General features: G+C 70.1%; 19 protein-coding genes. 9 read left to right on the top strand and 10 right to left on the bottom strand.

The genetic code is table 11. The features are described 5' to 3' along the window. Positions 1–23 precede the first annotated feature (23 nt). Positions 24–1,181 (bottom strand): acyltransferase family protein, encoded by a 1,158-nt coding sequence (locus DFO65_RS00735; protein ID WP_113902506.1) that lies wholly within the window; start codon positions 1,179–1,181, stop codon positions 24–26. Between the two features lie 258 nt (positions 1,182–1,439). On the opposite strand from DFO65_RS00735, the gene DFO65_RS00740 reads away from it, so the two are divergent. Next, positions 1,440–2,915 (top strand): helix-hairpin-helix domain-containing protein, encoded by a 1,476-nt coding sequence (locus DFO65_RS00740; protein WP_147233189.1) that lies wholly within the window; start codon positions 1,440–1,442, stop codon positions 2,913–2,915. Positions 2,916–3,021: 106 nt separating this feature from the next. Here the strand turns inward: DFO65_RS00740 and DFO65_RS00745 are convergent, their stop codons facing one another. Continuing rightward, positions 3,022–3,366 (bottom strand): TraR/DksA family transcriptional regulator, encoded by a 345-nt coding sequence (locus tag DFO65_RS00745; protein WP_113902508.1) that lies wholly within the window; start codon positions 3,364–3,366, stop codon positions 3,022–3,024. 22 nt (positions 3,367–3,388) lie between these two features. Further along, positions 3,389–5,215, bottom strand: coding sequence for an ABC-F family ATP-binding cassette domain-containing protein (locus DFO65_RS00750; protein ID WP_113902509.1), 1,827 nt, complete (start codon positions 5,213–5,215; stop codon positions 3,389–3,391). Between the two features lie 295 nt (positions 5,216–5,510). Between DFO65_RS00750 and DFO65_RS00755 the strand changes: the two genes are divergently transcribed. From DFO65_RS00755 to deoC, 7 genes are all read left to right on the top strand, one after another. Further along, positions 5,511–6,584: a BMP family lipoprotein gene (locus tag DFO65_RS00755; protein WP_245940403.1), complete on the top strand. Its 1,074-nt coding sequence runs from the start codon at positions 5,511–5,513 to the stop codon at positions 6,582–6,584. 76 nt (positions 6,585–6,660) lie between these two features. Then, the gene (locus DFO65_RS00760) at positions 6,661–8,241 is read left to right on the top strand and encodes an ABC transporter ATP-binding protein (protein WP_113902511.1); all 1,581 of its coding nucleotides are present in this window, start codon (positions 6,661–6,663) and stop codon (positions 8,239–8,241) included. Further along, entirely contained in the window at positions 8,238–9,470 is a 1,233-nt protein-coding gene (locus DFO65_RS00765) for an ABC transporter permease (protein WP_113902512.1), read from the top strand. The genes DFO65_RS00760 and DFO65_RS00765 overlap by 4 nt, the downstream gene beginning before the upstream one ends. A gap of 1 nt (position 9,471) precedes the next feature. Then, positions 9,472–10,752: an ABC transporter permease gene (locus DFO65_RS00770; protein WP_113902513.1), complete on the top strand. Its 1,281-nt coding sequence runs from the start codon at positions 9,472–9,474 to the stop codon at positions 10,750–10,752. Between the two features lie 26 nt (positions 10,753–10,778). Beyond that, positions 10,779–11,360: a cytidine deaminase gene (locus DFO65_RS00775; protein WP_147233192.1), complete on the top strand. Its 582-nt coding sequence runs from the start codon at positions 10,779–10,781 to the stop codon at positions 11,358–11,360. A 3-nt stretch (positions 11,361–11,363) separates the two neighbouring features. Continuing rightward, on the top strand, positions 11,364–12,662 hold the full coding sequence (locus DFO65_RS00785) for a thymidine phosphorylase (RefSeq protein ID WP_113902514.1): 1,299 nt from the start codon (positions 11,364–11,366) through the stop codon (positions 12,660–12,662). A gap of 48 nt (positions 12,663–12,710) precedes the next feature. Next, positions 12,711–13,364: a deoxyribose-phosphate aldolase gene (gene deoC, locus DFO65_RS00790; RefSeq protein ID WP_113902515.1), complete on the top strand. Its 654-nt coding sequence runs from the start codon at positions 12,711–12,713 to the stop codon at positions 13,362–13,364. A 22-nt stretch (positions 13,365–13,386) separates the two neighbouring features. Here deoC and DFO65_RS00795 read toward each other — a convergent pair whose 3' ends face one another. Together DFO65_RS00795 and DFO65_RS00800 are read right to left on the bottom strand one after the other, a co-directional pair. Then, positions 13,387–15,120 carry a phospho-sugar mutase gene (locus DFO65_RS00795; protein ID WP_113902516.1) on the bottom strand — a complete coding sequence of 578 codons (1,734 nt, stop codon included), beginning with the start codon at positions 15,118–15,120 and terminating at the stop codon, positions 13,387–13,389. Between the two features lie 52 nt (positions 15,121–15,172). Continuing rightward, positions 15,173–15,982, bottom strand: a complete 810-nt coding sequence (locus DFO65_RS00800; RefSeq protein WP_113902848.1) for a purine-nucleoside phosphorylase — start codon at positions 15,980–15,982, stop codon at positions 15,173–15,175. Between the two features lie 44 nt (positions 15,983–16,026). Here DFO65_RS00800 and DFO65_RS00805 point away from each other — a divergent pair, with 44 nt between their 5' ends. Continuing rightward, entirely contained in the window at positions 16,027–17,022 is a 996-nt protein-coding gene (locus DFO65_RS00805) for a GNAT family N-acetyltransferase (protein WP_113902517.1), read from the top strand. Here DFO65_RS00805 and DFO65_RS00810 read toward each other — a convergent pair. The 5 genes from DFO65_RS00810 to DFO65_RS00830 form a co-directional block, all read right to left on the bottom strand. Beyond that, positions 16,983–20,621 (bottom strand): FtsK/SpoIIIE domain-containing protein, encoded by a 3,639-nt coding sequence (locus tag DFO65_RS00810; protein WP_220151217.1) that lies wholly within the window; start codon positions 20,619–20,621, stop codon positions 16,983–16,985. The genes DFO65_RS00805 and DFO65_RS00810 overlap by 40 nt on opposite strands. Before the next feature lie 133 nt (positions 20,622–20,754). Beyond that, on the bottom strand, positions 20,755–21,225 hold the full coding sequence (locus tag DFO65_RS00815) for a pilus assembly protein TadG-related protein (protein WP_113902518.1): 471 nt from the start codon (positions 21,223–21,225) through the stop codon (positions 20,755–20,757). 1 nt (position 21,226) lies between these two features. After that, the gene (locus DFO65_RS00820) at positions 21,227–21,688 is read right to left on the bottom strand and encodes a hypothetical protein (RefSeq protein WP_245940404.1); all 462 of its coding nucleotides are present in this window, start codon (positions 21,686–21,688) and stop codon (positions 21,227–21,229) included. Then, positions 21,681–22,088 (bottom strand): TadE family protein, encoded by a 408-nt coding sequence (locus tag DFO65_RS00825; RefSeq protein WP_113902519.1) that lies wholly within the window; start codon positions 22,086–22,088, stop codon positions 21,681–21,683. Before DFO65_RS00825 ends, DFO65_RS00820 begins: the two co-directional genes overlap by 8 nt. Then, positions 22,085–22,426 (bottom strand): hypothetical protein, encoded by a 342-nt coding sequence (locus tag DFO65_RS00830; protein ID WP_113902520.1) that lies wholly within the window; start codon positions 22,424–22,426, stop codon positions 22,085–22,087. Before DFO65_RS00830 ends, DFO65_RS00825 begins: the two co-directional genes overlap by 4 nt. Between the last annotated feature and the right edge of the window lie 41 nt (positions 22,427–22,467).

Here is a 22,467-nt window from a genome sequence, read left to right on the forward strand (position 1 = left end):
GAAGCGGTTGCGCAGACCGGCGGTCACCTCCTCGGGTGCCCTTCGGACGGCTGTTCCTCGGGCAGGCGCACCTCGGACGATTGTTCCTCGGGCGGGCGCCCCTCGGAAACGGCGCGGCCCCGACTCGTCTCCGCCGCTGCCGGCCCGGTCGGCGGCGTGCTGCGAGCCGAATGGCGTCCGGGTTCGCTGCGGAGGACAGGGAACGGCCGGAGCAGGACCTGCGTCACCGCCCCCGCGTATCTCCGGATGACGCGGTCGATCGGTTCCCACGAGAGCAGGAGAGTGGTGACGACGGACAGTGCGAGGCAGACGACGACGATCATGACGGCGCCGAGGTGGTCGCGGCTGTCATCGAGGATCGGCTGCAGCGCCCGCACGACGAACCCATGCCCGATGTAGACCGCGAGGCTGCGGGCTCCGATGGTGGCCATGATCCCGCTGCGATTCGTCATCCAGGACAGCAGCGCAAGGGTCATGAGCATCGCCGCGGCCGACAGGATGAGCCGCGTCCCGATGCCCTCGGCGATGCCGACGTCGAGCGACTCGAAGCGGGCTCCGCCGTAGAACCAGGACGCGGAGACGTCACGGAGGTAGAGCATCGTGACGACTGCCAGGGCGGTCGCGCTGAGACCGAGCTTCTGCCACAGCCGCAAGTTGCCGACCCAATCGACGATCGCGTGCCCGTAGAGTCTGCCGATGACGAAGAACGGCCAGAAGACCAGCGTGCGCACGGCCGAGAGCTCATAGTCGATGAGGGGCAGGACCCCGCCGCACAGACCGGCGATGAGCGAGGCGGTGAGGGTGGCCCGGGGGAACCGCTCGATGAACGGCACACTGAGCATCCACCACGCCATCGACAGCAGGAACCAGGTGAACCAGTAGGGAGTGAGGAGGTCGTAGTCGGGGTCGAGCCCGAAGACCCACAGCCACCCCCACATGAGCGGAAGCGCGGTGAGGAGGAGGACGAGGAAGGTGAGGACGCGCTCGGCCAGCCGGTTCGACTTCGCCGTGATCCCCGCGAGGAACACGAAGGCCGGCATGTGGAATGCGTAGATGAGAGTCATCGGCGCGCGAAGAGCATCCGATTCCCAGGGGGAAGTGCGCGCCAGCAGGTGACCGAGCACGACTGTGAAGATGAGGATGCCTTTCGCGCGATCGATGCGGTGATCACGAGTCGGCATCCGACAAGGCTAGCAACGTGTCGACCGCGTTTCTGTGCCTTCACTGAGTCCCCCGGCGGCCCGAGCGGCGCTCCTTCGCGGCAATGCACCTGGTGAGAATTCCACCGCTGACTCGCGCCGAGGTGAGTGCCGCCGGCCCCTGATTGTCAAGATTTCATAACGTTCTCAGGTTCTGTCCAGATCATGCTCAGAGTCACGCACCCGTGTGACTGCCTCATTGATCGCATCGCGACGGCGGCCTAGACTGGAGTATCGAACGTGCATTCGAATGTGGGCTGGGGGTCGATCATGGCGGAGTGGCAGCAGCCGCTCATTCCCGGCCTGGGCCTCAGCGAGGATTCCAACGAGAGCGGCAACGACAGCAGCCGCGGCGACCTCGGCGGCGAAGGCATCGACGGCAGCGGCGAGGACGACGGCAGCGGGACGTGCGCGGAGCGGGCACTGTCCTTCATCGTCGCCGAGATCGCCCGCGTCAACGGTCGGGCGGCATGCCGCGAGGGCGGTCTGCCGCCCGGTTCGGTCTGTGTGTCGGAGGCCGGCCTCATCGACCTCGACGCCCTTCCCGCCGATGACGAGGTCACTGGGGAGCTCATCGGATCCGGGCGCACCGTCGGCTGCTTCGACTCCCCGCCCAGGGGATCCGTGGCCCGTGTCCGGCCGGCCGCTGAACACCCGGTGCCGGACCTCCCGGTCGGCGAGCTCCCGGTCCTCGACCATCCGACTCCCTGCTATCCGAGCGCGTGGCTCAAGGCTCACTTCCCGGTCGAGTTCCTCGCCGGGGTCCTCGAGCACAATCCAGGGTCATGGTCGCGAAACGCCCTGCTGGTCGAGGCCCATCGCATCGGCGTCCCGCTGCTGCCGGTCGACATCAACGCCTCCGGACGCGAGCACCGCGTCGAGAGGATCGGCCGGGAGGTCAAGGGCATCCGCCCGCCGCTGTGGACCGTCCCGAGGCTCAGCGGCGCCGAGGTCTCCGGCATCGTCGAGGGCCGACCCTTCGCCTCGATCACCGAGGTCGCCGAGCGCTCGCCGGTGTCTCGCGCCTCGATGACGGCCCTGGCCGTCGCCGGTGCGTTCGACGGTCTCGTCGCCGACGACGGATGCCGGGCCGACATCATCGCCTTCGTCCGCCAGCTCACCGCGCGCGCTCGCCGGAGCGCCGCCCAGGATAGTCTCCTCGACGAGGCGCTCCTCACCGAGGCGGTGCTGCCCGATCCGAGCCGGCCGACGATTCCCCACCCGGGCCGTGCGTCGATTCCCGAGGCGGATTCGGGCTCACCGGCACCCTCATCCGGTGCGAAGGCGACAGAGCGGCCGTCCCCTCCGGCGTCCCACCACGAGACTGCAGACGACCCCGATGAGCACGTCATCGACGCCTACCGGCCGATGCTCGATCGGCTCGGCGTCACCTCGGCGGAGGCGGCACGAGCTCTGCGCCCGGGCGCCCAGGTGCTCGTCGCCGGCTCCCGGGAGGCGCCGGACCTCGTCCCGGCCGACCTCGACGAGGGCGCCGAGGCGGTCGGCCTCGACGACGGCACCGCCATCATCGACATCGTCATCGACGTCGGTCGGGGCGACGAGACGGCTCTCGATGGAGGCGCGCGGTTGGTGGTGCGCGGGCGAACGCGGCGCACGGACGAGGAGATGCCGTTCATCGTCGCCGAGGAGATCCTCGACCTCGACGAACTGTGGACGGCCTGGCTCGAGGCGCAGGTGTCGCTCGAGAGCCAGTGATCATCGAACCGGGTGCCCGACCCTCGCGGCCGAGATCACCGCTCTCGTCGGGGAGCTGTCGACGCTGAGCCCCGATTTCCGCTCGCCCTGGGCCGCCGGCTGACCCTCAGCTCGCGCAGGGCACGCACCTGGCCGCGTAGGGGCGGGCCTCGAGGCGGACCTCGGGGATGGGAGAGCCGCACTCGGTGCAGATGCCGAAGGTGCCTGCCTCGATCCGGGACTGCGCCTCGGCGATGGCACTCAGGCGCTCGCGGGACTCCCGCAGCACCGAGTCCGCCTGGGAGCGCTCGAAGGCGAGCGTGGCGCCCTCGGGATCGTGCTCATCGTCGCTGTTGTCGCCTTGCCGGGCGGCGGTGAGATTGCTGATGTCGGCGCCGAGGGCGGCGATGAGCGCGCGGGTCTCTGCCTCCGCCTCGGCGAGGAGCTGACGGTACCGCTGCGGTTCGGCCATCAGGATCCTGGTCCGTCGCTCATCAGGACTCCAGGGCCTCGGTGAGCTCGAGCCACCGCTCCTCGAGTTCGGCGACTTCGTCCTCGAGCGCCCGCACCGAGGCGGTCAGCTGCGCGAGACCCGCGAAGTCGGACTGATCGTGCTCAGCCATCTGCCCGTGGAGCGCCTCGATCTGGGCGCTCAGCTTCTCCATCCGACGCTCGGCCGCGGAGACCTCCTTCTTCGCCGCCCGCAGCTCCGCGCCCGACAGTGCGCTCTCCGGCGCGCCGCCTGAGCCCGAGTCCGCACCGGAGCCCGACCCCGCACCGGCACCGGAGCCCGCACCGGAGGCCGCCGCATTGCCCGCCCCCGCCTCGCGCAGCCGCAGGTACTCGTCGACTCCTCCGGGCACGTGCCGCAACCGGCCGTCGAGGATCGCATACTGCTGGTCGGTGACCCTCTCGAGCAGGTACCGGTCGTGGGAGACGACGAGCAGGGTGCCCGGCCACGAGTCGAGAAGGTCCTCCATCGCGGCGAGCATGTCGGAGTCGACGTCGTTCGTCGGCTCGTCGAGGATGATGACATTCGGCTCGGACATGAGCAGGAGGAGCAGCTGCAGGCGGCGCTTCTGGCCACCGGAGAGGTCGTCGACGCGGGCGGACAGGTGCTCACGAGCGAATCCCAGGCGCTCGAGCAGCTGGGCCGGGGTGAGATCCCTGCCCTCGATCGTGAACGACGTCTTCGCCTCGGCGAGCACTTCGCGCACCCGCCGTCCGCCGATCTCGGCGAGTTCCCGGAACTGCTGGTCGAGGACCCCGATCTGCACTGTCTTGCCGCGCTTGACCCGCCCCGCGGTCGGCTCCAGCTCACCGGCGACCAGGTTGAGCAGGGTCGACTTCCCCGCTCCGTTGGGACCGAGGATCCCAGTGCGCTCGCCCGGCCCGATCCGCCACGTGACGTCCTCGAGGATCCGCCGACCGCCGAGGCTGACGGACACGTCGAGGAGGTCGACGACGTCCTTGCCCAGCCGCGCCGTGGCCATCTTCTTCAGCTCGATCGGATTGCGCACCTCGGGGACGTCGGCGATGAGCTGATTCGCCGCCTCGATGCGGAACTTCGGCTTGCTCGTCCGGGCCGGTGCGCCGCGGCGCAGCCACGCGAGCTCCTTGCGCATGAGGTTCTGCCGCTTCGACTCCGTCGCCGCCGCGATCCGGTCGCGTTCGACGCGCTGGAGGACATAGGCGGCGTACCCGCCCTCGAAGGGCTCGACGATCCGGTCGTGGACCTCCCACGTCTTCGTGCACACCTCGTCGAGGAACCACCGGTCATGGGTGACCAGCAGGAGGGCGCCGGAGTTCCGCGGCCACCGGTTCTTCATGTGGCGGGCCAGCCAGGCGATGCCGTCGACGTCGAGGTGGTTCGTCGGCTCGTCGAGGACGATGAGGTCCCAGTCGCCGACGAGGAGGGCCGCGAGCGCCACCCGGCGGCGCTGACCGCCCGAGAGGCTGCCGATCGTCGCCTGCCAGTCGAGGTCGGAGATGAGGCCCGAGATGATGTCACGGGTCTTCGCGTCCGAGGCCCATTCGTGCTCGGCCATGTCCCCGACGACGGCGGCGCCGACCGTCGACTCGGGGTCGAGGTCGTCGCTCTGGGTGAGCATGCCCAGGCGCATCCCGCCGCGATAGGTCACCCGCCCCGAATCCGGTTCGATGACCCCGGCCAGCATGCCGAGCAGGCTCGACTTCCCGTCGCCGTTGCGGCCGACGATGCCGATCATGTCCCCGGTGTCGACGCCGAGGGTGACGGAGTCGAAGACGACGCGGGTGGGATACTCGAGGTGCAGGGCTTCGGCCCCCAGAAGATGTGCCATAACCTCATCAAGGATAGAGCACGCCACATCCGCGATCTCCGCCTCGGACCTGGCCGGCCGCCGCCCGCCCGGGCCGTCGGCTCCGGCCCCTTGCGCCGAGCCCGAGGGGTTTTGTTGCGGTTTCATATCGGTGTCCCGAGAGCGGCTGCCGGTACCCCCGCCCGTCGCTCGACCGTGCACTACACTGACCGGTAACTCACCGAAGAATGAGCGTTCATTCAGCGGTTTCGGATTTTTGAGTGGGGGAGTCCGAGGGGCTCGTCCGACATCATGACGTAGTGAGAGAAGAGTCAACGTGAAAAAGCTCGCATCCGCGGTCTCCATCATGGCCGCATCCGCCCTCGTCCTCTCCGCCTGCGGATCGGGTGAAGGCGACAGCTCCGCCGGCGGCGAGGACTTCCTCGCCTGCATGGTCTCCGACCAGGGCGGTTGGGACGACCAGTCATTCAACCAGTCCGGACGCGCGGGTCTGCAGGCGGCGGTGGAGAACTTCGGCATCCAGGAGAAGCTCGCCGAATCCCAGGGAGACGCCGACTACACGCCCAACGTCGACAACATGGTCCAGCAGGGCTGCAACCTCACCTTCGGCGTCGGCTTCCTCCTCGAGGACGCGATCCAGGAGGCCGCCGAGGCGAACCCCGACCTCAGCTTCGCCCTCATCGACTCGACGTTCTCCGACGCCGACGGCAAGCCCGTCACCCTCGAGAACGCCAAGCCCCTCGTCTTCAACACCGCCGAGGCCGCCTACCTCGCCGGGTACGTCGCCGCGGCGATGTCGGAGTCCGGGAAGGTCGGCACCTTCGGCGGCATCCAGATCCCGTCGGTGACCGTGTTCATGGACGGATTCGCCGACGGCGTGAAGAAGTTCAACGAGGACAACGGCAAGAACGTCGAACTCCTCGGGTGGGACAAGGAGAAGCAGGACGGGTCGTTCTCCGGCGATTTCGAGAACCAGGGGCAGGGGCAGGAGCTGACCAAGCAGCTCATCTCGCAGGGTGCGGACGTCGTCATGCCCGTCGCCGGTCCCGTGGGACTGGGTGCGGCGGCCGCCGCGAAGGAATCGGGCAAGACGAAGATCGTCTGGGTCGACACCGACGGCTACGAGTCGACCGAGTACGGTGACATCATCCTCACCTCGGTGGTCAAGCAGATCGCCAACGCCGTCGAGGACACAGTGGGCGAAGCGGTCGAGGACAAGTTCTCCGCCGAGCCCTACGTCGGAACCCTCGAGAACGAGGGCGTCGGCCTGGCCCCGTTCCACGACTTCGAGGACGACGTCCCCGAGGACGTGAAGAAGAAGGTCGACGAGCTCAAGCAGCAGATCATCGACGGGACTCTGACCGTGGAGTCCGAGAACTCGCCGAAGTAGGCGAGGAGATCCGAGCTGCAGGGTCGAAGCCCCTTCGACCCTGCAGCTCTCAATTGTGTGAGGAGCACGTCGAGCTGTGAAACTCGAGCTTCGGTCAATGACCAAGGTGTTCGGATCGTTCGTGGCCAACGACCACATCGACCTCGTCATCGAACCCGGCGAGATCCACGCCCTGCTGGGTGAGAACGGCGCCGGCAAGTCCACCATGATGAACGTCCTCTACGGACTCTACGAGCCCGACGGGGGAGAGATCCTCATCGACGGCAAGCCCGTGGCGTTCGCGGGTCCCGGTGACGCGGTGGCCGCGGGCATCGGAATGGTCCACCAGCACTTCATGCTCGTGCCGGTGTTCACCGTCGCCGAGTCCGTGGCCCTGGGCTATGAGCCGACGAGGAGTCTGGGCCTGCTCGACCTCGCCGAGGCGCGAGCCAAGGTCAAGGAGATCTCCGCCCGGTTCGGCTTCGACATCGACCCCGACGCGCTCATCGAGGACCTGCCGGTCGGCGCCCAGCAGCGCGTGGAGATCATCAAGGCGCTCTCCCGCGACGCCGAGATCCTCATCCTCGACGAGCCCACCGCCGTGCTCACCCCGCAGGAGACCGACGAGCTCATCGCGATCATGCGCCAGCTCAAGGAGCAGGGCACCTCGATCGTCTTCATCACCCATAAGCTGCGCGAGGTCCGGGCGATCGCCGATTCGATCACGGTCATCCGGCGCGGGAAGATCGTCGGCGAGGCGACCCCCGACTCCACCGAGGCCGAGCTCGCCAGCCAGATGGTCGGCCGGGCCGTGTCACTGACGACGCAGAAGGACCCCGCCGATCCGGGGGAGGCGACGTTCCGGGTGGAGAACCTCACCGTCGTCGACAGGGCCGACAACGTCGTCGTCGACGACGTCAGCTTCGACGTCCGCCGAGGCGAGATCCTTGCGATCGCCGGCGTCCAGGGCAACGGCCAGACCGAGCTCGCCGAGACGATCATCGGACTGACCGAACCGCGGCTGGGCACGATCAGCCTCAACGGCACCGACCTCGTCGGGCGGTCGGTGAAGTCGCGCCTCGGCGCGGGCGTGGGGTTCGTCCCCGAGGACCGGTCGACCGACGGCATCATCGCCGAGTTCACGATCCGCGAGAACATGATCCTCGACGTCTACGACCGGACCCCCTACGCGAAGGGCCTCAACCTCAGGTCGGCGGTCATCACCGAGGCGGCGAGGAGCAAGGTCGAGGAGTTCGACATCCGCCTCGGCAGCGTCTTCGACCCGATCTCGACGCTCTCGGGCGGCAACCAGCAGAAGGTCGTCCTCTCCCGCGAGCTCGGACGCGAGCTGCAGCTGTTCATCGCCAGCCAGCCGACCCGCGGCCTCGACGTCGGCTCGATCGAGTTCGTCCACAAGCGCATCATCGCCGAACGCGACGCCGGCACCCCATGCATCATCGTCTCGACCGAGCTCGACGAGGTGTACGGTCTCGCCGATCGGATCGCGGTGATGTACTCGGGTCGGATCGTCGGCATCGTCCCGGCCGACACCTCGAGGGAGGCGCTGGGCCTGATGATGGCCGGCGTGCCCACCGAGGAGGCGCTCGCCGCCACCGGCGCCGACCCGGCACGCACGGACGAGAACTCAGCACCCACCTCGGCGGAGGAGAACGAATGACGACCGACATCTCCCCGGCCGCACCATCGCCGGCACCCCCACCGACCGCCGAGGCGCAGCCCGGCCGCGAGCAGAGCCTGCTCCAGCAGATCCTGTCCGGCTCGTGGCTCGTCTCCGTCCTCGCGATCGTGCTCGCGCTCCTCCTCGGCGGGATCCTCATCGCCGTCTCCGACGCCGAGGTCATCGCCGCGGCACAGACGATCGGCAGCGCTCCCGGCGCCTTCCTCTCCACCCTCTTCTCGACGATCGGGGACGCCTACTCGGCGCTGTTCCGCGGCGCCGTCTTCGACTGGAACGCCCGGACCACCGAACGCGCAATCCGGCCCCTGACGGAATCCCTGGTCAGCGGCACCCCGCTCATCCTCACCGGGCTCGGCATCGCGCTGGCCTTCCGCTCGGGCCTGTTCAACATCGGCGGTCAGGGCCAGGTCATCATCGGCGCGACGATCGCCGGCTTCCTCGGCTACGCTCTGCACCTGCCCGCCGGCGTCCACATGCTCGTGGCCGCCCTCGGGGGGCTCATCGGCGGGGCGATCTGGGCGGGGATCGCCGGACTGCTCAAGGCACGCACCGGCGCCAACGAGGTGATCGTGACGATCATGCTCAATTCGATCGCCGGCTACCTGCTCGGCTACCTGCTCAAGCAGAGCTGGTTCACCCACACGAGCTCGGCGAACCCGCAGTCGCGGACGATCGACGCCTCGGCGGAGATGTTCCTCCTCCTGCCCCCGCCGTTCCGCCTCCACATCGGCTTCCTCATCGCCATCCTCGCGACGGTCTTCGTGTGGTGGCTGCTCGAGCGGTCGACCATCGGCTTTGAGTTCAAGGCCGTGGGTGCGAACCCGCATGCGGCGAGGACCGCCGGCATCTCCGTGTCGAAGGTGACGATCCTCGTCATGGTCATCGCGGGAGCGCTGGCCGGACTCGGGGGCGCGGCCCAGGTGCTCGGCACGGAGGGCAAGCTCACGGGCGGCATCAGCGGCTCGATCGGCTTCGACGCGATCACCGTGGCCCTGCTCGGCCGGTCGAAGCCGCTGGGCACCTTCCTCGCCGGAGTGCTCTTCGGGGCCTTCAAGGCCGGCGGCTACCTCATGCAGTCGCAGACGGGCACGCCCATCGACATCGTCCTCGTCGTCCAGTCCGTCATCGTCCTGCTCATCGCGGCACCGCCGCTGGTGAGGTCGATCTTCCGGCTGCCCACGCCGGTGCTCAAGCGGAAGGAGGCCTAGGATGAGCGCGCACGCCCTCGCCGAGCCGGCCGGCCAGGCCACGGCTCTTCGCCCGATCTCCTGGAAGTTCCCGATCGTCTACTCGCTCCTCGCGGTCGTCTCCCTCGTGTTCTTCGGCCTCATCGGCCGGGATGGCCAGACGACGTTCCGGATCGCCACCGAGGGCGACTTCTTCGCGATCCCCGACGTCGTCGTGTCCTCGACGGCGGCGGGACTCGTCCTCTCGATCATCCTCGTCGCCATGGCCGCGGTCTCCATCTGGTTCGCGCTGCGGCGGGTCAGGCTCGACTCGTGGTTCCCGATGCTCTTCGGCGTCGTCTTCGTCCTCTCGTTCCTCGCCTGGGCCGGCGGCGGCAGCGGCGGCGTCATCCCGATGACGACTCTGCTCGCCGGCGCCCTGGCCCTGTCCGTGCCGCTGATCTTCGGCGCGATGTGCGGTCTCGTCGGGGAGCGCTCGGGCATCATCAACATCGCGATCGAGGGGCAGCTGCTCGCCGGGGCGTTCCTCGCCGCCGTCGTCGCCTCGGTGGTGAGGAACCCCTATGCGGGACTGCTCGCGGCTCCCATCGCCGGGGCGCTCGTCGCGGTGGTGCTCACCTTCTTCGCCGTCAAGTACTGGGTCAACCAGATCATCATCGGCGTCGTGCTCAACGTTCTCGTCGTCGGGCTGACGAACTTCCTCTACTCGACGGTGCTCACCGAGAACGCGGAGCTGTGGAACGCCCGGCAGCGGCTGCCGAACCTGCCCATCCCGCTGCTGTCGGACATCCCGATCCTCGGCCGGGTGCTCTTCGACCAGAACATCCTCGTCTACATCATGTACGTCGTGGTCATCGCCCTCCAGATCTTCGTGTTCCGCTCGAAGTGGGGGCTGCGGATGCGCGCGGTGGGGGAGCACCCGAAGGCCGCCGACACCGTCGGCATCAAGGTCAACCTCACCCGCGTGCGCAACACGATCATGGCCGGAGCCATCGCCGGCCTCGGCGGGGCGTTCTTCACGGTCGGCTCCGGGCTGGCGTTCGGCAAGGAGATGTCGGCCGGGCAGGGATACATCGCCCTGGCGGCGATGATCCTCGGCAAATGGAACCCCAAGGGCGCTCTGCTCGCCGCGCTGCTCTTCGGCTTCTCGAAGAGCCTCGGCAACACCCTGCAGTCGATCGGCACCCCGGTCGCCAACGAGCTGCTGCTCATGCTGCCCTACATCGTCACGGTCCTCGCGGTCGCCGGTTTCGTCGGGCGAGTTCGCCCACCGGCCGCGGAAGGCGTACCGTACGTGAAATAGTCGAACGTCGATGAAGAGGATTGACCATGAGTTCTGCACGTGATGAGCCCGATCCCGGCTGGTGCGACGAACCGGCGCGAGTGAGTCCCGAGGACCTGTGCGAGGATGTCTGGGCGCTGCTGCGGGAACAGGCCGTCGCGGCCCTCGACCACGCTTACGTCCCGTACTCCTCGTACCCCGTGGGGGCGGCCGCTCTCGTCGACGACGGACGGATCGTGCGCGGCTGCAACATCGAGAACGCCTCCTACGGGGTGACCCTGTGCGCGGAATGCACTCTCGTCTCCGAGCTGATGATGACCGGGGGCGGTCGCCTCGTCGCCTTCGACTGCATCGACGGCAACGGCCGCACGCTCTCACCGTGCGGGCGCTGCCGGCAGCTGCTCGTCGAGCATGCCGCACCCGACCTGGTCCTCAACATGCCGTCGGGACGGGTGCCCATGACCGACGTCCTGCCCGAAGCCTTCGGACCCGAGCAGCTGCGCGACCACGCGGAGTCCCGGGCCACCGCTCGGACGGCCACTGACAACCCCGCCGCCGAGGCGGCTGACAACCCCGCCGCCGACGCGACCGCGACCACCGCCGCCGAGGCGACCCCCGGGAGGGACTGAGAAGTGAGCGTGGAGGCCTTCGACGCCGTCGACGTCATCGCGGCCAAACGCGACGGGCAGCGCCTGAGCGCCGCGCAGATCGCGTGGGTCATCGACGCCTACACCCGCGGCGTCGTCGCCGACGAGCAGATGGCGGCGCTGGCGATGGCGATCTTCCTCAACGACATGGAACCGGCGGAGATCGCGGACTGGACGCAGGCGATGATCGCCTCGGGGGAGCGGATGGACTTCTCCTCGCTCTCGCGCCCCACCTCCGACAAGCACTCGACCGGAGGAGTCGGCGACAAGATCACCCTGCCGCTGGCCCCCGTGGTCGCGGTCTTCGACGTCGCCGTCCCCCAGCTGTCGGGTCGAGGGCTCGGCCATACGGGCGGGACCCTGGACAAGCTCGAATCGATCCCGGGCTGGCGCGCGGACCTGGACAATGCCGGGATCCTCGCCCAGCTCGAGGACGTGGGCGCCGTCGTCTGCGCCGCCGGGTCCGGACTGGCCCCGGCGGACAGGAAGCTCTACGCCCTGCGGGACACGACCGCGACGGTCGACTGCATCCCGCTCATCGCCTCGTCGATCATGTCGAAGAAGATCGCCGAGGGCACGGGCGGCCTCGTCCTCGACGTCAAGGTCGGGTCCGGGGCGTTCATGAAGGACATCGAGGCGGCCAGGAGACTGGCCCGGACCATGGTCGATCTGGGGGCCCGAGCGGGAGTGCGGACATCGGCGCTGCTCACGGACATGTCGACCCCCTTGGGCCTGACCGTGGGCAACGCCCTCGAAGTCCGCGAATCCCTCGAGGTCCTCGCCGGCGGCGGACCCGCCGACGTCGTCGAGCTCACGGTGGCTCTCGCCGAGGAGATGCTGCGGCTGGCCGGCCGCGGCGGCGTCGACGTCCGCGCGGCCCTGGCCGACGGGCGGGCGATGGACGTGTGGCGGAGGATGATCCGCGCCCAGGGAGGCGACCCCGATGCGCCCCTGCCGCGGGCCGAGCACACCGAGGTCGTCCCCGCGCCCGAGACCGGCGTCCTCTCCCGGCTCGACGCCCGGGCGATCGGTGTCGCCTCCTGGCGGCTGGGCGCCGGGCGGGCGCGGAAGGAGGACCCCGTGCAGGCCGTCGCCGGCATCGAGCTCCACGCCAAACCGGGAGACGCCGTCACCGCCGGTCAGCCCCTGCTCACCCTGCACACCGGAACCCCCGAACGGTTCGCCAGGGCCCTCGAGGCCCTCGACGGCGCCGTCACCGTCGAGCCGGCGGACTCGACCGCCGCCGCAGCGGCCCGCTCGGTCGTGCTCGAGACGATCGCCTGAGGCAGGCACAGCCCCGCACTTCGTTCACCACACCCAAGGAGAAACCCGATGACCAGCCGTTCCGACGTCGCCGCGATGATCGACCACACCCTGCTCAAGCCCGAAGCCACCCGTGCGGACGTCGATGCCCTCGTCGTCGAGGCGAAGGAGCTCGGGGTGCTCGCCGTCTGCGTGTCCCCGTCGATGCTGCCGATCACCGATCCGGGCGAGCTCGTCGTCGCCACCGTCGTCGGCTTTCCCAGCGGTCAGGTCAAGCCGGAGATCAAGGCCGCCGAGGCGAAGCGCGCCGTCGCCGACGGCGCCGCCGAGGTGGACATGGTCATCAACATCGGCCAGGCGCTCTCCGGTGACTACGAGGCGGTCGAAGCCGACATCCGGGGAGTCGTCGAGGCCAGCGGGGACGCACTCGTCAAGGTCATCATCGAATCCGCGGCCCTGACCGACGAGAGGATCGTCGAGGTGTGCCGTCGCGCCGAGGCGGCCGGGGCCGGCTTCGTCAAGACCTCGACCGGCTTCCACCCCTCCGGCGGGGCCAGTGCCCACGCGGTCTCGCTCATGCGTGAGACGGTGGGCGACCGCCTCGGAGTCAAGGCCTCCGGGGGCATCCGCACCGCAGCGGCCGCCGAGGAGATGATCACCGCCGGCGCCTCGCGGCTGGGACTGTCCGGGTCGGCCGCGATCCTCGCGGAACTCACCGTCTGAACTCCGCGGCGTCCCCACCGGCTCAGAGCCCGAAGAGGGCCCTGAGCTCGTCGCTGATCGCTGACAGGCGCTCCCGCGCGGTGTTCGCCTCGTCCGCGCCGACGACGACCTCGAGATAGCACTTGAGCTTCGGCTCCGTGCCCGAGGGGCGGACGATGACCCGCGAATCCTCGGCGGTGAGCAGGACCATGCCGTCGGTCGGGGGCAGGTGCTCGTGTCCGAGCGACAGATCGCGGACCTCGACGACCGGCGACCCGGCCAGGGAGGTGGGCGGATCGTCCCGCAGGCGCGTCATCGCCGCCGCGATGAGAGAGACGTCATCGAGGCGGAAGCTCAGCGGTGCCGTCGCGAACCAGCCGTCGCGGCTGCGGATCCGCGTGAGCTCCGCGTCGATCGTCGTGCCCTCGGACTTCAGCCGCGAGGCGAGGGCGGCGAACATGATCGCCGCCGAGATCCCGTCCTTGTCGCGCACGGCGCCGGGGTCCACGCAGTACCCGAGCGCCTCCTCGTAGCCGAAGACCAGCCCGGGCACGCGGGAGATCCACTTGAAGCCGGTCAGCGTCGTGGTCGCGGCGAACCCGTGGCTGCGGGCGACGGCGGCGAGTCCCCGCGAGGACACGATGGAGTTCGCGAAGACCAGGGAGCCGTCGGGCCCGCGGGAGGCGGAGAGCCGGTTCGCGATGTCCTCGCCGAGGAGGAGCCCCACCTCGTCGCCGGCCAGCTGGCGGTAGCCGGCCGGAGCCGAGGCGTCGGGGATCGCGGCGGAGAACCGGTCCGCGTCGGGGTCGTTGGCGATGATGAGCTCTGCTCCGACCTCCCGGGCCAGCTCGCAGGCCTCGTCGAGCGCTCCCGCCTCCTCCGGGTTGGGGAACGCCACGGTCGGGAAGTCGGGGTCGGGCCGCCTCTGGGAGGCCACCGGGTGCACGGAGGCGAAGCCGGCTCGCTGCAGGGCCGCCTCGGTGACGTCGGCTCCGACGCCGTGCAGGGACGTGACCACGATGCTCAGCTCGGCGGTCGCGCGCACGCCGAGGTCGTCGAGCCGACGCAGATAGGTCTCGACTATCGAGTCGTCGAGGAGCTCCCACCCGGACTCGGCGCGCGGCACCGAGGCGACGGATTCGACGGCGGCGATCTCCTCGGCGATGAGGGCATCGGCGGGGCTGACGATCTGCGCCCCGGCCCCGCACGCGGCCGCGGCGGGATCGGGCTCGATGGCGAGCAGCGGACGTTCGCCGAGGTAGACCTTGTAGCCGTTGTCCTGGGGAGGATTGTGGCTGGCGGTGACCATGACGCCGGCGTCGGCGTAGAGGTGGGTGAGGGCGAAGGCGAGCAGCGGGGTGGGCAGCCGCTCCGGCAGCTGGATGGCCGTGCCCCCGGCGGCGGTGACGACCGCGGCCGTGTCGCGGGCGAACTCGGCGGACTTGTGGCGGGCGTCGCAGCCGATGACGACGCGGAAGCCGGGGTCCGCGGTGCGGAGCAGGAACCGGGAGAGCCCGGCGGCGGCGCGGATGACGACCGCGCGGTTCATCCGGTTGGGGCCTGCCCCGATCCGCCCGCGCAGTCCCGCGGTGCCGAAGACGAGGGGGCCGGCGAACCGGTCCTCGAGGTCGGCGATCGCCGCCCCATGTCCGGCCTCCGCCGCGGCCAGCGCCCCCTCGAGCTCCTCGACCGTGTCCGGGTCGGGATCGTCGGCGATCCAGTCGCGCACGCTGCCGGCGTCGAAGCCGCCGCTGAAGCGATCTGCTGCTCGGGTCATGTCCGTCCTTGTCGGTCGTGGTGGTCGCTGCTGCGGGAGGGAGCCTGTGCTCTCAGAGCCTCGCGACGATGTCGGCCAGCAGCTGCGAGATGCGCGGTCCGGCCGCGACTCCGGCCTCGATCACCTCGGCGTGGGAGAGCGGGGTCTCCTGGATGCCCGCGGCGAGGTTCGTCACGAGCGAGATCCCCATGAGCTCCATGCCCGCCTGCCGCGCGGCGATCGCCTCCAGGGTCGTCGACATGCCGACGAGGTCGGCGCCGAGGATCCCGGCCATGCGCACCTCGGCGGGCGTCTCGTAGTGCGGGCCGGTGAACTGGGCGTAGACGCCCTCGTCGAGGGTGGGGTCGATCTCCTTGGCGATCGCCCTCATCCGGGGGGAGTAGAGATCGGTGAGGTCGACGAAGTTCGCGCCCTCGATGGGGGAGGTGCCGGTGAGGTTGATGTGGTCGGAGATGAGCACCGGGGTTCCGGGCGCCCAGTTGCGGTTGAGTCCGCCGCAGCCGTTGGTGAGCACGAGGCTCGAGCAGCCGGCTGCGGCGGCGGTGCGGACCCCGTGGGCGACCGCTCGCACGCCCCTGCCCTCGTAGTAGTGGGTGCGCGAGCCGAGGACGAGAGCATGCCTGCCGGTCGCCGTGATGCGGACGGTGCGCAGGGTCCCGCCGTGCCCGGCGACGGCGGGGGCGTGGAAGCCGGGGACCTCGGCCGCGGGGATCTCGCTGATCGTCTCGCCGAGGAGGTCGGCGGCCCCGCCCCACCCCGAGCCGAGGACGAGCGCGATGTCGTGGTGCGCGATTCCTGCGGCCGCGTTGATGGTCGTCGCGGCGGCTTCGGCGGCGGCGGTAGGATCGTTCAAGTCAGTCATCTGCACAGATTATCAATGTCCCCGTCCCTCAAGGAGCGCACTCGATGCCGATCAGACCTCTGACCGATGGCGACGATCTGCGGTTGGGCGAGGTGTTCCCCGATGCGGACACCCCGGCCGCCCACATGGCACGGTCCCTGTTCCGTCCGTCCTCGGATTCCCCGCTGCTGCGCTCCGTCATCGCCGAGGTGGTTCCGGGGGTTCCCGTCGGCGCCGCGGCGATCGCCGAATCGCCGATCCACCCCTGCCGCGCGTGGGTCCACGTCGAGGTCGCGGCCGAGGAGCGGGGCCATGGTCTGGGGCGGGAGCTCTTCGAGGCCGTGTGCGCCGAGACGGTGGGCTCCGCCCTGGAGGGTCTCGACCTGCGGGCCCGGGTGCAGGCCGGCAGCCCCGGCGAGGACTTCGCCCAGGCCCTGGGCTTCACCCCGCTGTCGACGACGCGGGTGATCCGGGTCCCCGCCGGTGCGCTGCCGCCGACCGGCGGGGGACGGGCCGAGGACCTCGAGATCGTCTCGACCGGGTCGGTCAGGCTGACGAAGGCGTTCCTCGCCTGGTACACGGCGGTCAGCAGGGACGACGCCGTCGCACCACTGACCGTGGGCCAGGTCAATACCGCCTTCCTCTCCGAGGCCGCCGGCGCCCATGGGGCGGCGCTGCTCGGCGGGGACGACGGTCTGCGGGCCTTCGCCGTCTCCTACGCCCGTGAAGCCGGAGCCCAGGCTCCGACGGATGTCGTCGCGCCCGTCGACGAGAAGCATGGTCCGGGGACGGAGGAGGAGGCGCCGACCGAGCTCATCCTCGCCTCGATGCACGAGACCGGCGAGGATGCGACCGATGAGGCGAGCGAGGCGTTCACGGCGGCGCTGTCCGATGCCGAGCTCCTGCTCGCCCGGCTCTCCGTCGACGCCGACGTCGTCATCGAGGTGACCAGCGGGATGCCCGTGATCTCGGCACTTGCCGATCGACTGCTCGAGGCCGGGACGGCGCGCGAGCTCTACCGCTACGAGACGCTCTCCGGACCGCCGGCCGACATCGACTGAGCGGGACTCCGGGCGGCCCCGGGTCCGGGTGCGAACGTGCGCACCGCGGTCGCGCCGCCGGCGGTGACGAACCACCCCACTCCGGGCCGACCGTCAAGGGGTGGGAGTCGGGTCAGGCCGAGGCTGCTCAGATCCTGCCTGCCTGCCGCCCCGAGGATGAGCATCGGACCCAGCTCGGCGGCCTTCGCCACTGGTGATCCATAGCCGAGCGGGAAGCGCAGCGGCAGGGTGAGGACATGGCTGGCGCCGTCGAGCAGATCGATGCCCTCTGCGGACGTGGCGCGGTGGACGTCATCGTGGCATCTCAGTGTCGAACCCGCCGGCGGCGAGGCGCTCGAGGCGGGTGCGCGATCGCCGCACATCCCGGTCAGCAGGCCCACGACCGCCGACTTCCCGCTGCCGGGCGATCCGCGGACCGTGAGCACGGGACCGTCGCGCACCGGGTCCCAGGTGACGAGCCCGCCGAAGGGGTCGCGACCCAGCGGAAAGCAGACGGGAGCCGACTGCTCCGACGTCGCCTGCTCCGACGTCGACACCCTGCCGTGGGCGGTCGAGTCGAGGCGGGGTATGGCCTCGAATCCCACCCAGCGGGGGTGCAGAGGCTTCCGTCCAGCCGGCGGACCGGAGTAGGGGAGCACCTGCACGTCGGCGCCGTCCGGGCCTGTCACCTCGGCGCCGGGACCGACGAGCACCGCACGGTGCCGCGGCCACTCTCCGAGGAATCGCTGGCGGGAGAGTCCGACGCTCATTCCGTCCGAGCCCGCCGGAGGAGGGAAGATCAGCTGGGTGGCGAACCCTCCGGTCGAGGCGAGCGACTGCCGGCACCCGCCGAGGAGGAACGACAGCCCGAGCCCGGAGGCATGTCTGAGCAGCTGCTCGGCTTCTGCAGCTGTCCGGTGATCGAGCGAGTCGACGAGTTCTCTCCACGTGCCGCAGACGACGAGCGTGGGAGTCGGGCAGGGCTGCCTGAGATGGTCGAGGATCGCCCGCAGTCGCCATCCGCCGTCGATGCCGCACCGGATCTCCGCCCAGTCGAGGACGTCCGCGCTGCGACCGAGGGCGACGATCCGGTGCGTCGCCGAGGCGCTCGCCGCCGCTCGGGCCAGAGCCTCGGCGACGACGTGCGCGTCGGCTCCGAGGGCGAGGAGGGAACCGTCCACGGCAGGGTCGTACGACCACGGGAACTGGCGTTGGCGGCTGGGCACGTCGACGATGCCGGTGACCATCGGCGCTCCGCGATGCTCCTGCTGCTCCCAGCCGTCGACTCGGGGAAGCGGGGGAAGCACGATCCGCCTCCGCGGTGCCGCCGTGCCCGGATCGGCCTCGAGCAGTCGGGCAGCACGGACGATGTTCTCGATCCGGACACCTCTCGTCGGGCCGGGGCCGTCCACGGCCACCAGCGGACTCCACGGCCGCAGCCGGGGGCGAAGAACCTCCTCGGCGATGCCGGGTGCGGCTGTCGGCGTCGCCACTCGGAACCGAGTGATCGAGGCACCCGAATCGAGGCAGGCCGCCCCCGGGACGGCAGGGGGAAGACGTGCCGCGTCGGTGACCCCGAGCACGTCGAAGGAATCCGCGTCGTCACGCACGCGCAGGCACAGCCGGATGTTGATGTTGGCCTTCATGTGCCCGGTGACGACTCCGAGTGGCCGCTGCGTGGCGAGGATGAGATGCACTCCCAACGACCGGCCGAGGGCCGTGAGATGCTCGAGCAGGTCCGCGGCCTGCGGATGAGCGGCCATGAGGGCGTGGAACTCGTCGATGACCACGACCAGCCGCGGGGGCGGCTCGTCGAGATCGCGGACATCGGCGCGTCCGTGGACGGCGAGCAGCCGCTCGCGGCGGGTGATCTCGGCCCGCACGGAGACGAGGGCGCGGAACGCCGCCGCCGAGTCGAAGTCGTCGAGGACGCAGTCGGTGTGCGGAAGGGGTGCGAGCGGGGCGAACGTCGCCCCTCCCTTGAAGTCGATGAGCACGAAGGCCAGACGCTGAGGCGGATGGTCGAGCGCCAACGCCAGCAGCCAGGTCTGGAGGAGGATCGACTTGCCGCTTCCCGTGGTGCCGGCGACGAGCGCGTGCGGACCGTCGGCGAACAGATCGACGCCGACAGCGCCCGAGGCACCGCGGCCGATCAGCGCCGGTGCCGGATCTTCGCGCGTCCATCGCGCTCCGATCGCCTCGGCTCGATCGTCGTAGACATCTCCGAGTCCGTGGCGGGGAAACGGGTCCGCGTCGTCGACAGACCGGTCCTGGCGTTCGAGAGTGAGGAACCGTCCCGGAGGCATGAGAGTCCCGATGAGCGCACTCCCCGGCACCGGGCCCACGGCCAGTGTCGAGGAGCGGACGCGGACATGGGCGAGACCTCCGAGGACGAGCGAGACGGAAGCTCCCGCAGTCGGGGGTGTCAGCCGCAGTGTCGACTCACCGCCGGCCCCTGCGGTGTCGAGGCTGATCGTCGCCGCGGTCGGCTGCCGTGCGTCCGGCGGAGAGTGGGAAGCTGGAGCGGGCGAGGAGAACCCCGGGCAGAACCGGGTGCCCTGGAGCTCCGGCAGGGACGCGAGTTCGGGGGAGAGGATCCATGACCGGTTCCGGTCCGACATCCAGGCCAGCGCCATGCGTCGCAGCTGCTCGTGGTCGCCGGTGACCGTGACGGCCGTGGTCAGCGGATCGATCCGGACGGGAACGTCGTCGATGACGAACCGTCCGCCGACATGGGTGACGTCCTCGCACAGTTCGGCGGCGACCGAGACGGCACTGATCACGGAGCCGAACCCGAGGCACAGGCCCGTTCCCGTCCACAGTTCGTCCAGGTGAACGGCGATGACCGCGTCGAGCCGGTCCAGTGCGTCGGCCCTCGCTGAGCGGGTGTCGGCCTCGAACCGCTCCATGTCCCGGTTGAAGAGGCGCTTCTCCATCGCATGGGCGACGTACCCCGACAGCGGTGCCGATGCGCTGAAGAGCAGGAACCACCACATCCCCGTCGCCAGGGCGAGGACGATCCCGATGGCGATCGGGATGAGGAACGCCCACCACTGCGGCGGCCGCACCGGGCGCGGTTCCTCGACGGCCGCGGGCGCGACCTCCTGTGCCGCGGCTCCGGAGGAGCCGCGCGCGGCGGAGGGATCGGGGAGCAGGATCGTCGAGCCCGCCGAGGCGAACGGCCGCCGACCGGCAGGGTCCAGCACCCACCGGGTGGCCCGGCGGGACAGGCACGGATCGAGGATGCACACGCTCCCGGGGACGGGTGCCCGGCTGAGCAGCGGGAGGTCCGGGTCGATGTCGATCGAGAAGCCCGAGTCGGGACCGGCCACGACGGCGACCGTCGTCGTCCCGGTGGTTCGTCCGAGTGCGCGGGCCCCGAGCACGGTCACCGGATTGAGGGAGCGCCATTGCTCCCAGGTGGTCTCGGCGAGACCGTCGCCGGTGACGGTCGCGGAAGGGGGAAGGCGGTTGCCGCACACGAGGTCGGCGGCGGTGATCATGGGACCGAAGACGGCTCGGAGGACATCGAGGACCGGTTGGGAGCCGGCGGCATCGAGCAGCCGGGTGCGGACAGTGGCGTTCGCGTCGATGACGTGGACGATGCCGACAGTTCCCATGAGATCGAGAATGAGGTGGCCGCCGCGGTGCGGCAACTCCGGTCGCGGCCCCTGTGGACGGCAGCCGGGCGTCCACAGGCCGATCACTCCGCGGTGCGGCGCTCCTCCACAGGGAACCGAGCGGCAGTGCGGTTCAGGAGATCCGCAGCGAGCCGCGAGCGAACGCGGTGGCTCGGAGTTCGATGAGCCGCGGGACGAAGGGCGACAGCAGCGGAGGGGAGTAGTCGGCGCGCAGGTGGATCGCCACGGAGTGATCGCCGTCGGCATCGGCGCTGAGCCGGACGTCTCGGAGGTCGGTGGGGGTCGGCACCTGGGCGAGGTACACGCCTGCGGCACGTTCGGCCGCTTCAGGGGTGAAGAGGAGTCCCGGATCGCTGCCGGGCGCGGGTTCGAAGGAATCCGAGGCCGCCAGCGCTGCCGAGTCGGCGAGGCTCTGGAGCTGCCTCCTCGCCATGTGCAGATCGGTCAGGGCCGCGATGAGGAAGGTGAGCAGGAGGGCGATGACGACGAAGCCGATCGCCAATGGGGTGATCGAGCCGTCGTCGGATCGCGGGTCCGTCGAACGTCGAGGCATGTCGGCCGCCGCAGGCGTCGGAGGGCTCATCTCAGCGGTCCCCGGTCGTGGCGACGACGTCGCTGTGAGCGGCACGCACGGTGATGTGCGGGGAGTTCTCCGATCCGAAGAGGAGCGGGAACCCGGGCAGGGCGACCTTCGTCTCCACGCGAGCGGTGACGAGTGAGCCGGCTTGTCCACAGGGACCCGAGCACGAGTAACTGATGTCGATCGAGGCATCCGAGAGGCCGAAGTCCTCGAAGTGCATCGTGGCCATATCGTGCGCGCGCGCCGGGGAGGGTTCGGCATCGCGGGCTGCGATGCGTGCCGCGGAGATCGCCGCCGAGGTGGTCGCATAGCTCGCGGCCTGGAGTGCGGACAGCGCGAGCATGAGGTAGATGACGGGAACGAGCAGGACGACCGAGGCGAAGATGAACTCGATGACGGCCGTCCCGGAGTCCGTGGGCAGCGACTGTTCGTCTGGCAGCTGGTCCGGCCGATCGTCGTCAGTCACGGTCGACATCCTCGGCGATCGCGCGGCCGCGAAGGTCCCACACCTCGGCGGGCCCCCAGAGGCCGATGACGGGAAGCGGAGTCCGCACCCGGACCTCGACGATCTCGACGGGCCCCGACTCATCCGTGGTGACGGTGACCGACCGGGCGTAGCGTTCTCCCAGGGACACGGTGATGAGTTCTGCCGTCAGGCGGTGCCCGTCGTCCTCCGTCTGGTCGGCAAGGCTCGCCTGGCGGGCTCCGGCGATGGCGGAGTCGATGACGGTGTTGCGGACGTGGATGACGAGGCCGATCTGCAGCGCACCGGCGAGGATGAGGGTGAGAAGCGCGGCCACGAGAGCGAACTCGGCGACCGCCGAGCCCGAATCGGAGCGCTGGAGAGCCGGAGCGGTCTCACTCACCCGGCGCCTCGCACCTTATCCATCGCGTCCTGGAACATCGTGGAGAACGCCTCGCCCGCCAGCGCCCACAGGGCGACGACGAGGCCAGCGGTCATGAGCGTGATGAGGACCCACCCCGGCACATCTCCACGGTCCGGTCGGTCGACAGATCCGCGGGTCCGGTCGCGGTCGGGTCCGCCACCGCGATCGGATCGGACGCTGCGACCGGATCGGTCGGCGCAGCCGGATCGGGCCCGGCCGACCGAACCGCCCGCACTGCTGCGCGATCCGGTCACCGCGCCGCCTGCGGCCAGGCCGATGAGGACGGCGGTCAGTCTGATCATGAGGTGGTGGAACATGGGTTCTCCTATCGGTGGGACGGTTCGCGCGAGGGCTCGGG

The sequence above is a fragment of the Brevibacterium sanguinis genome, from assembly GCF_003315415.1.
In the GTDB taxonomy this organism is placed as follows: Bacteria; Actinomycetota; Actinomycetes; order Actinomycetales; family Brevibacteriaceae; genus Brevibacterium; species Brevibacterium celere_A.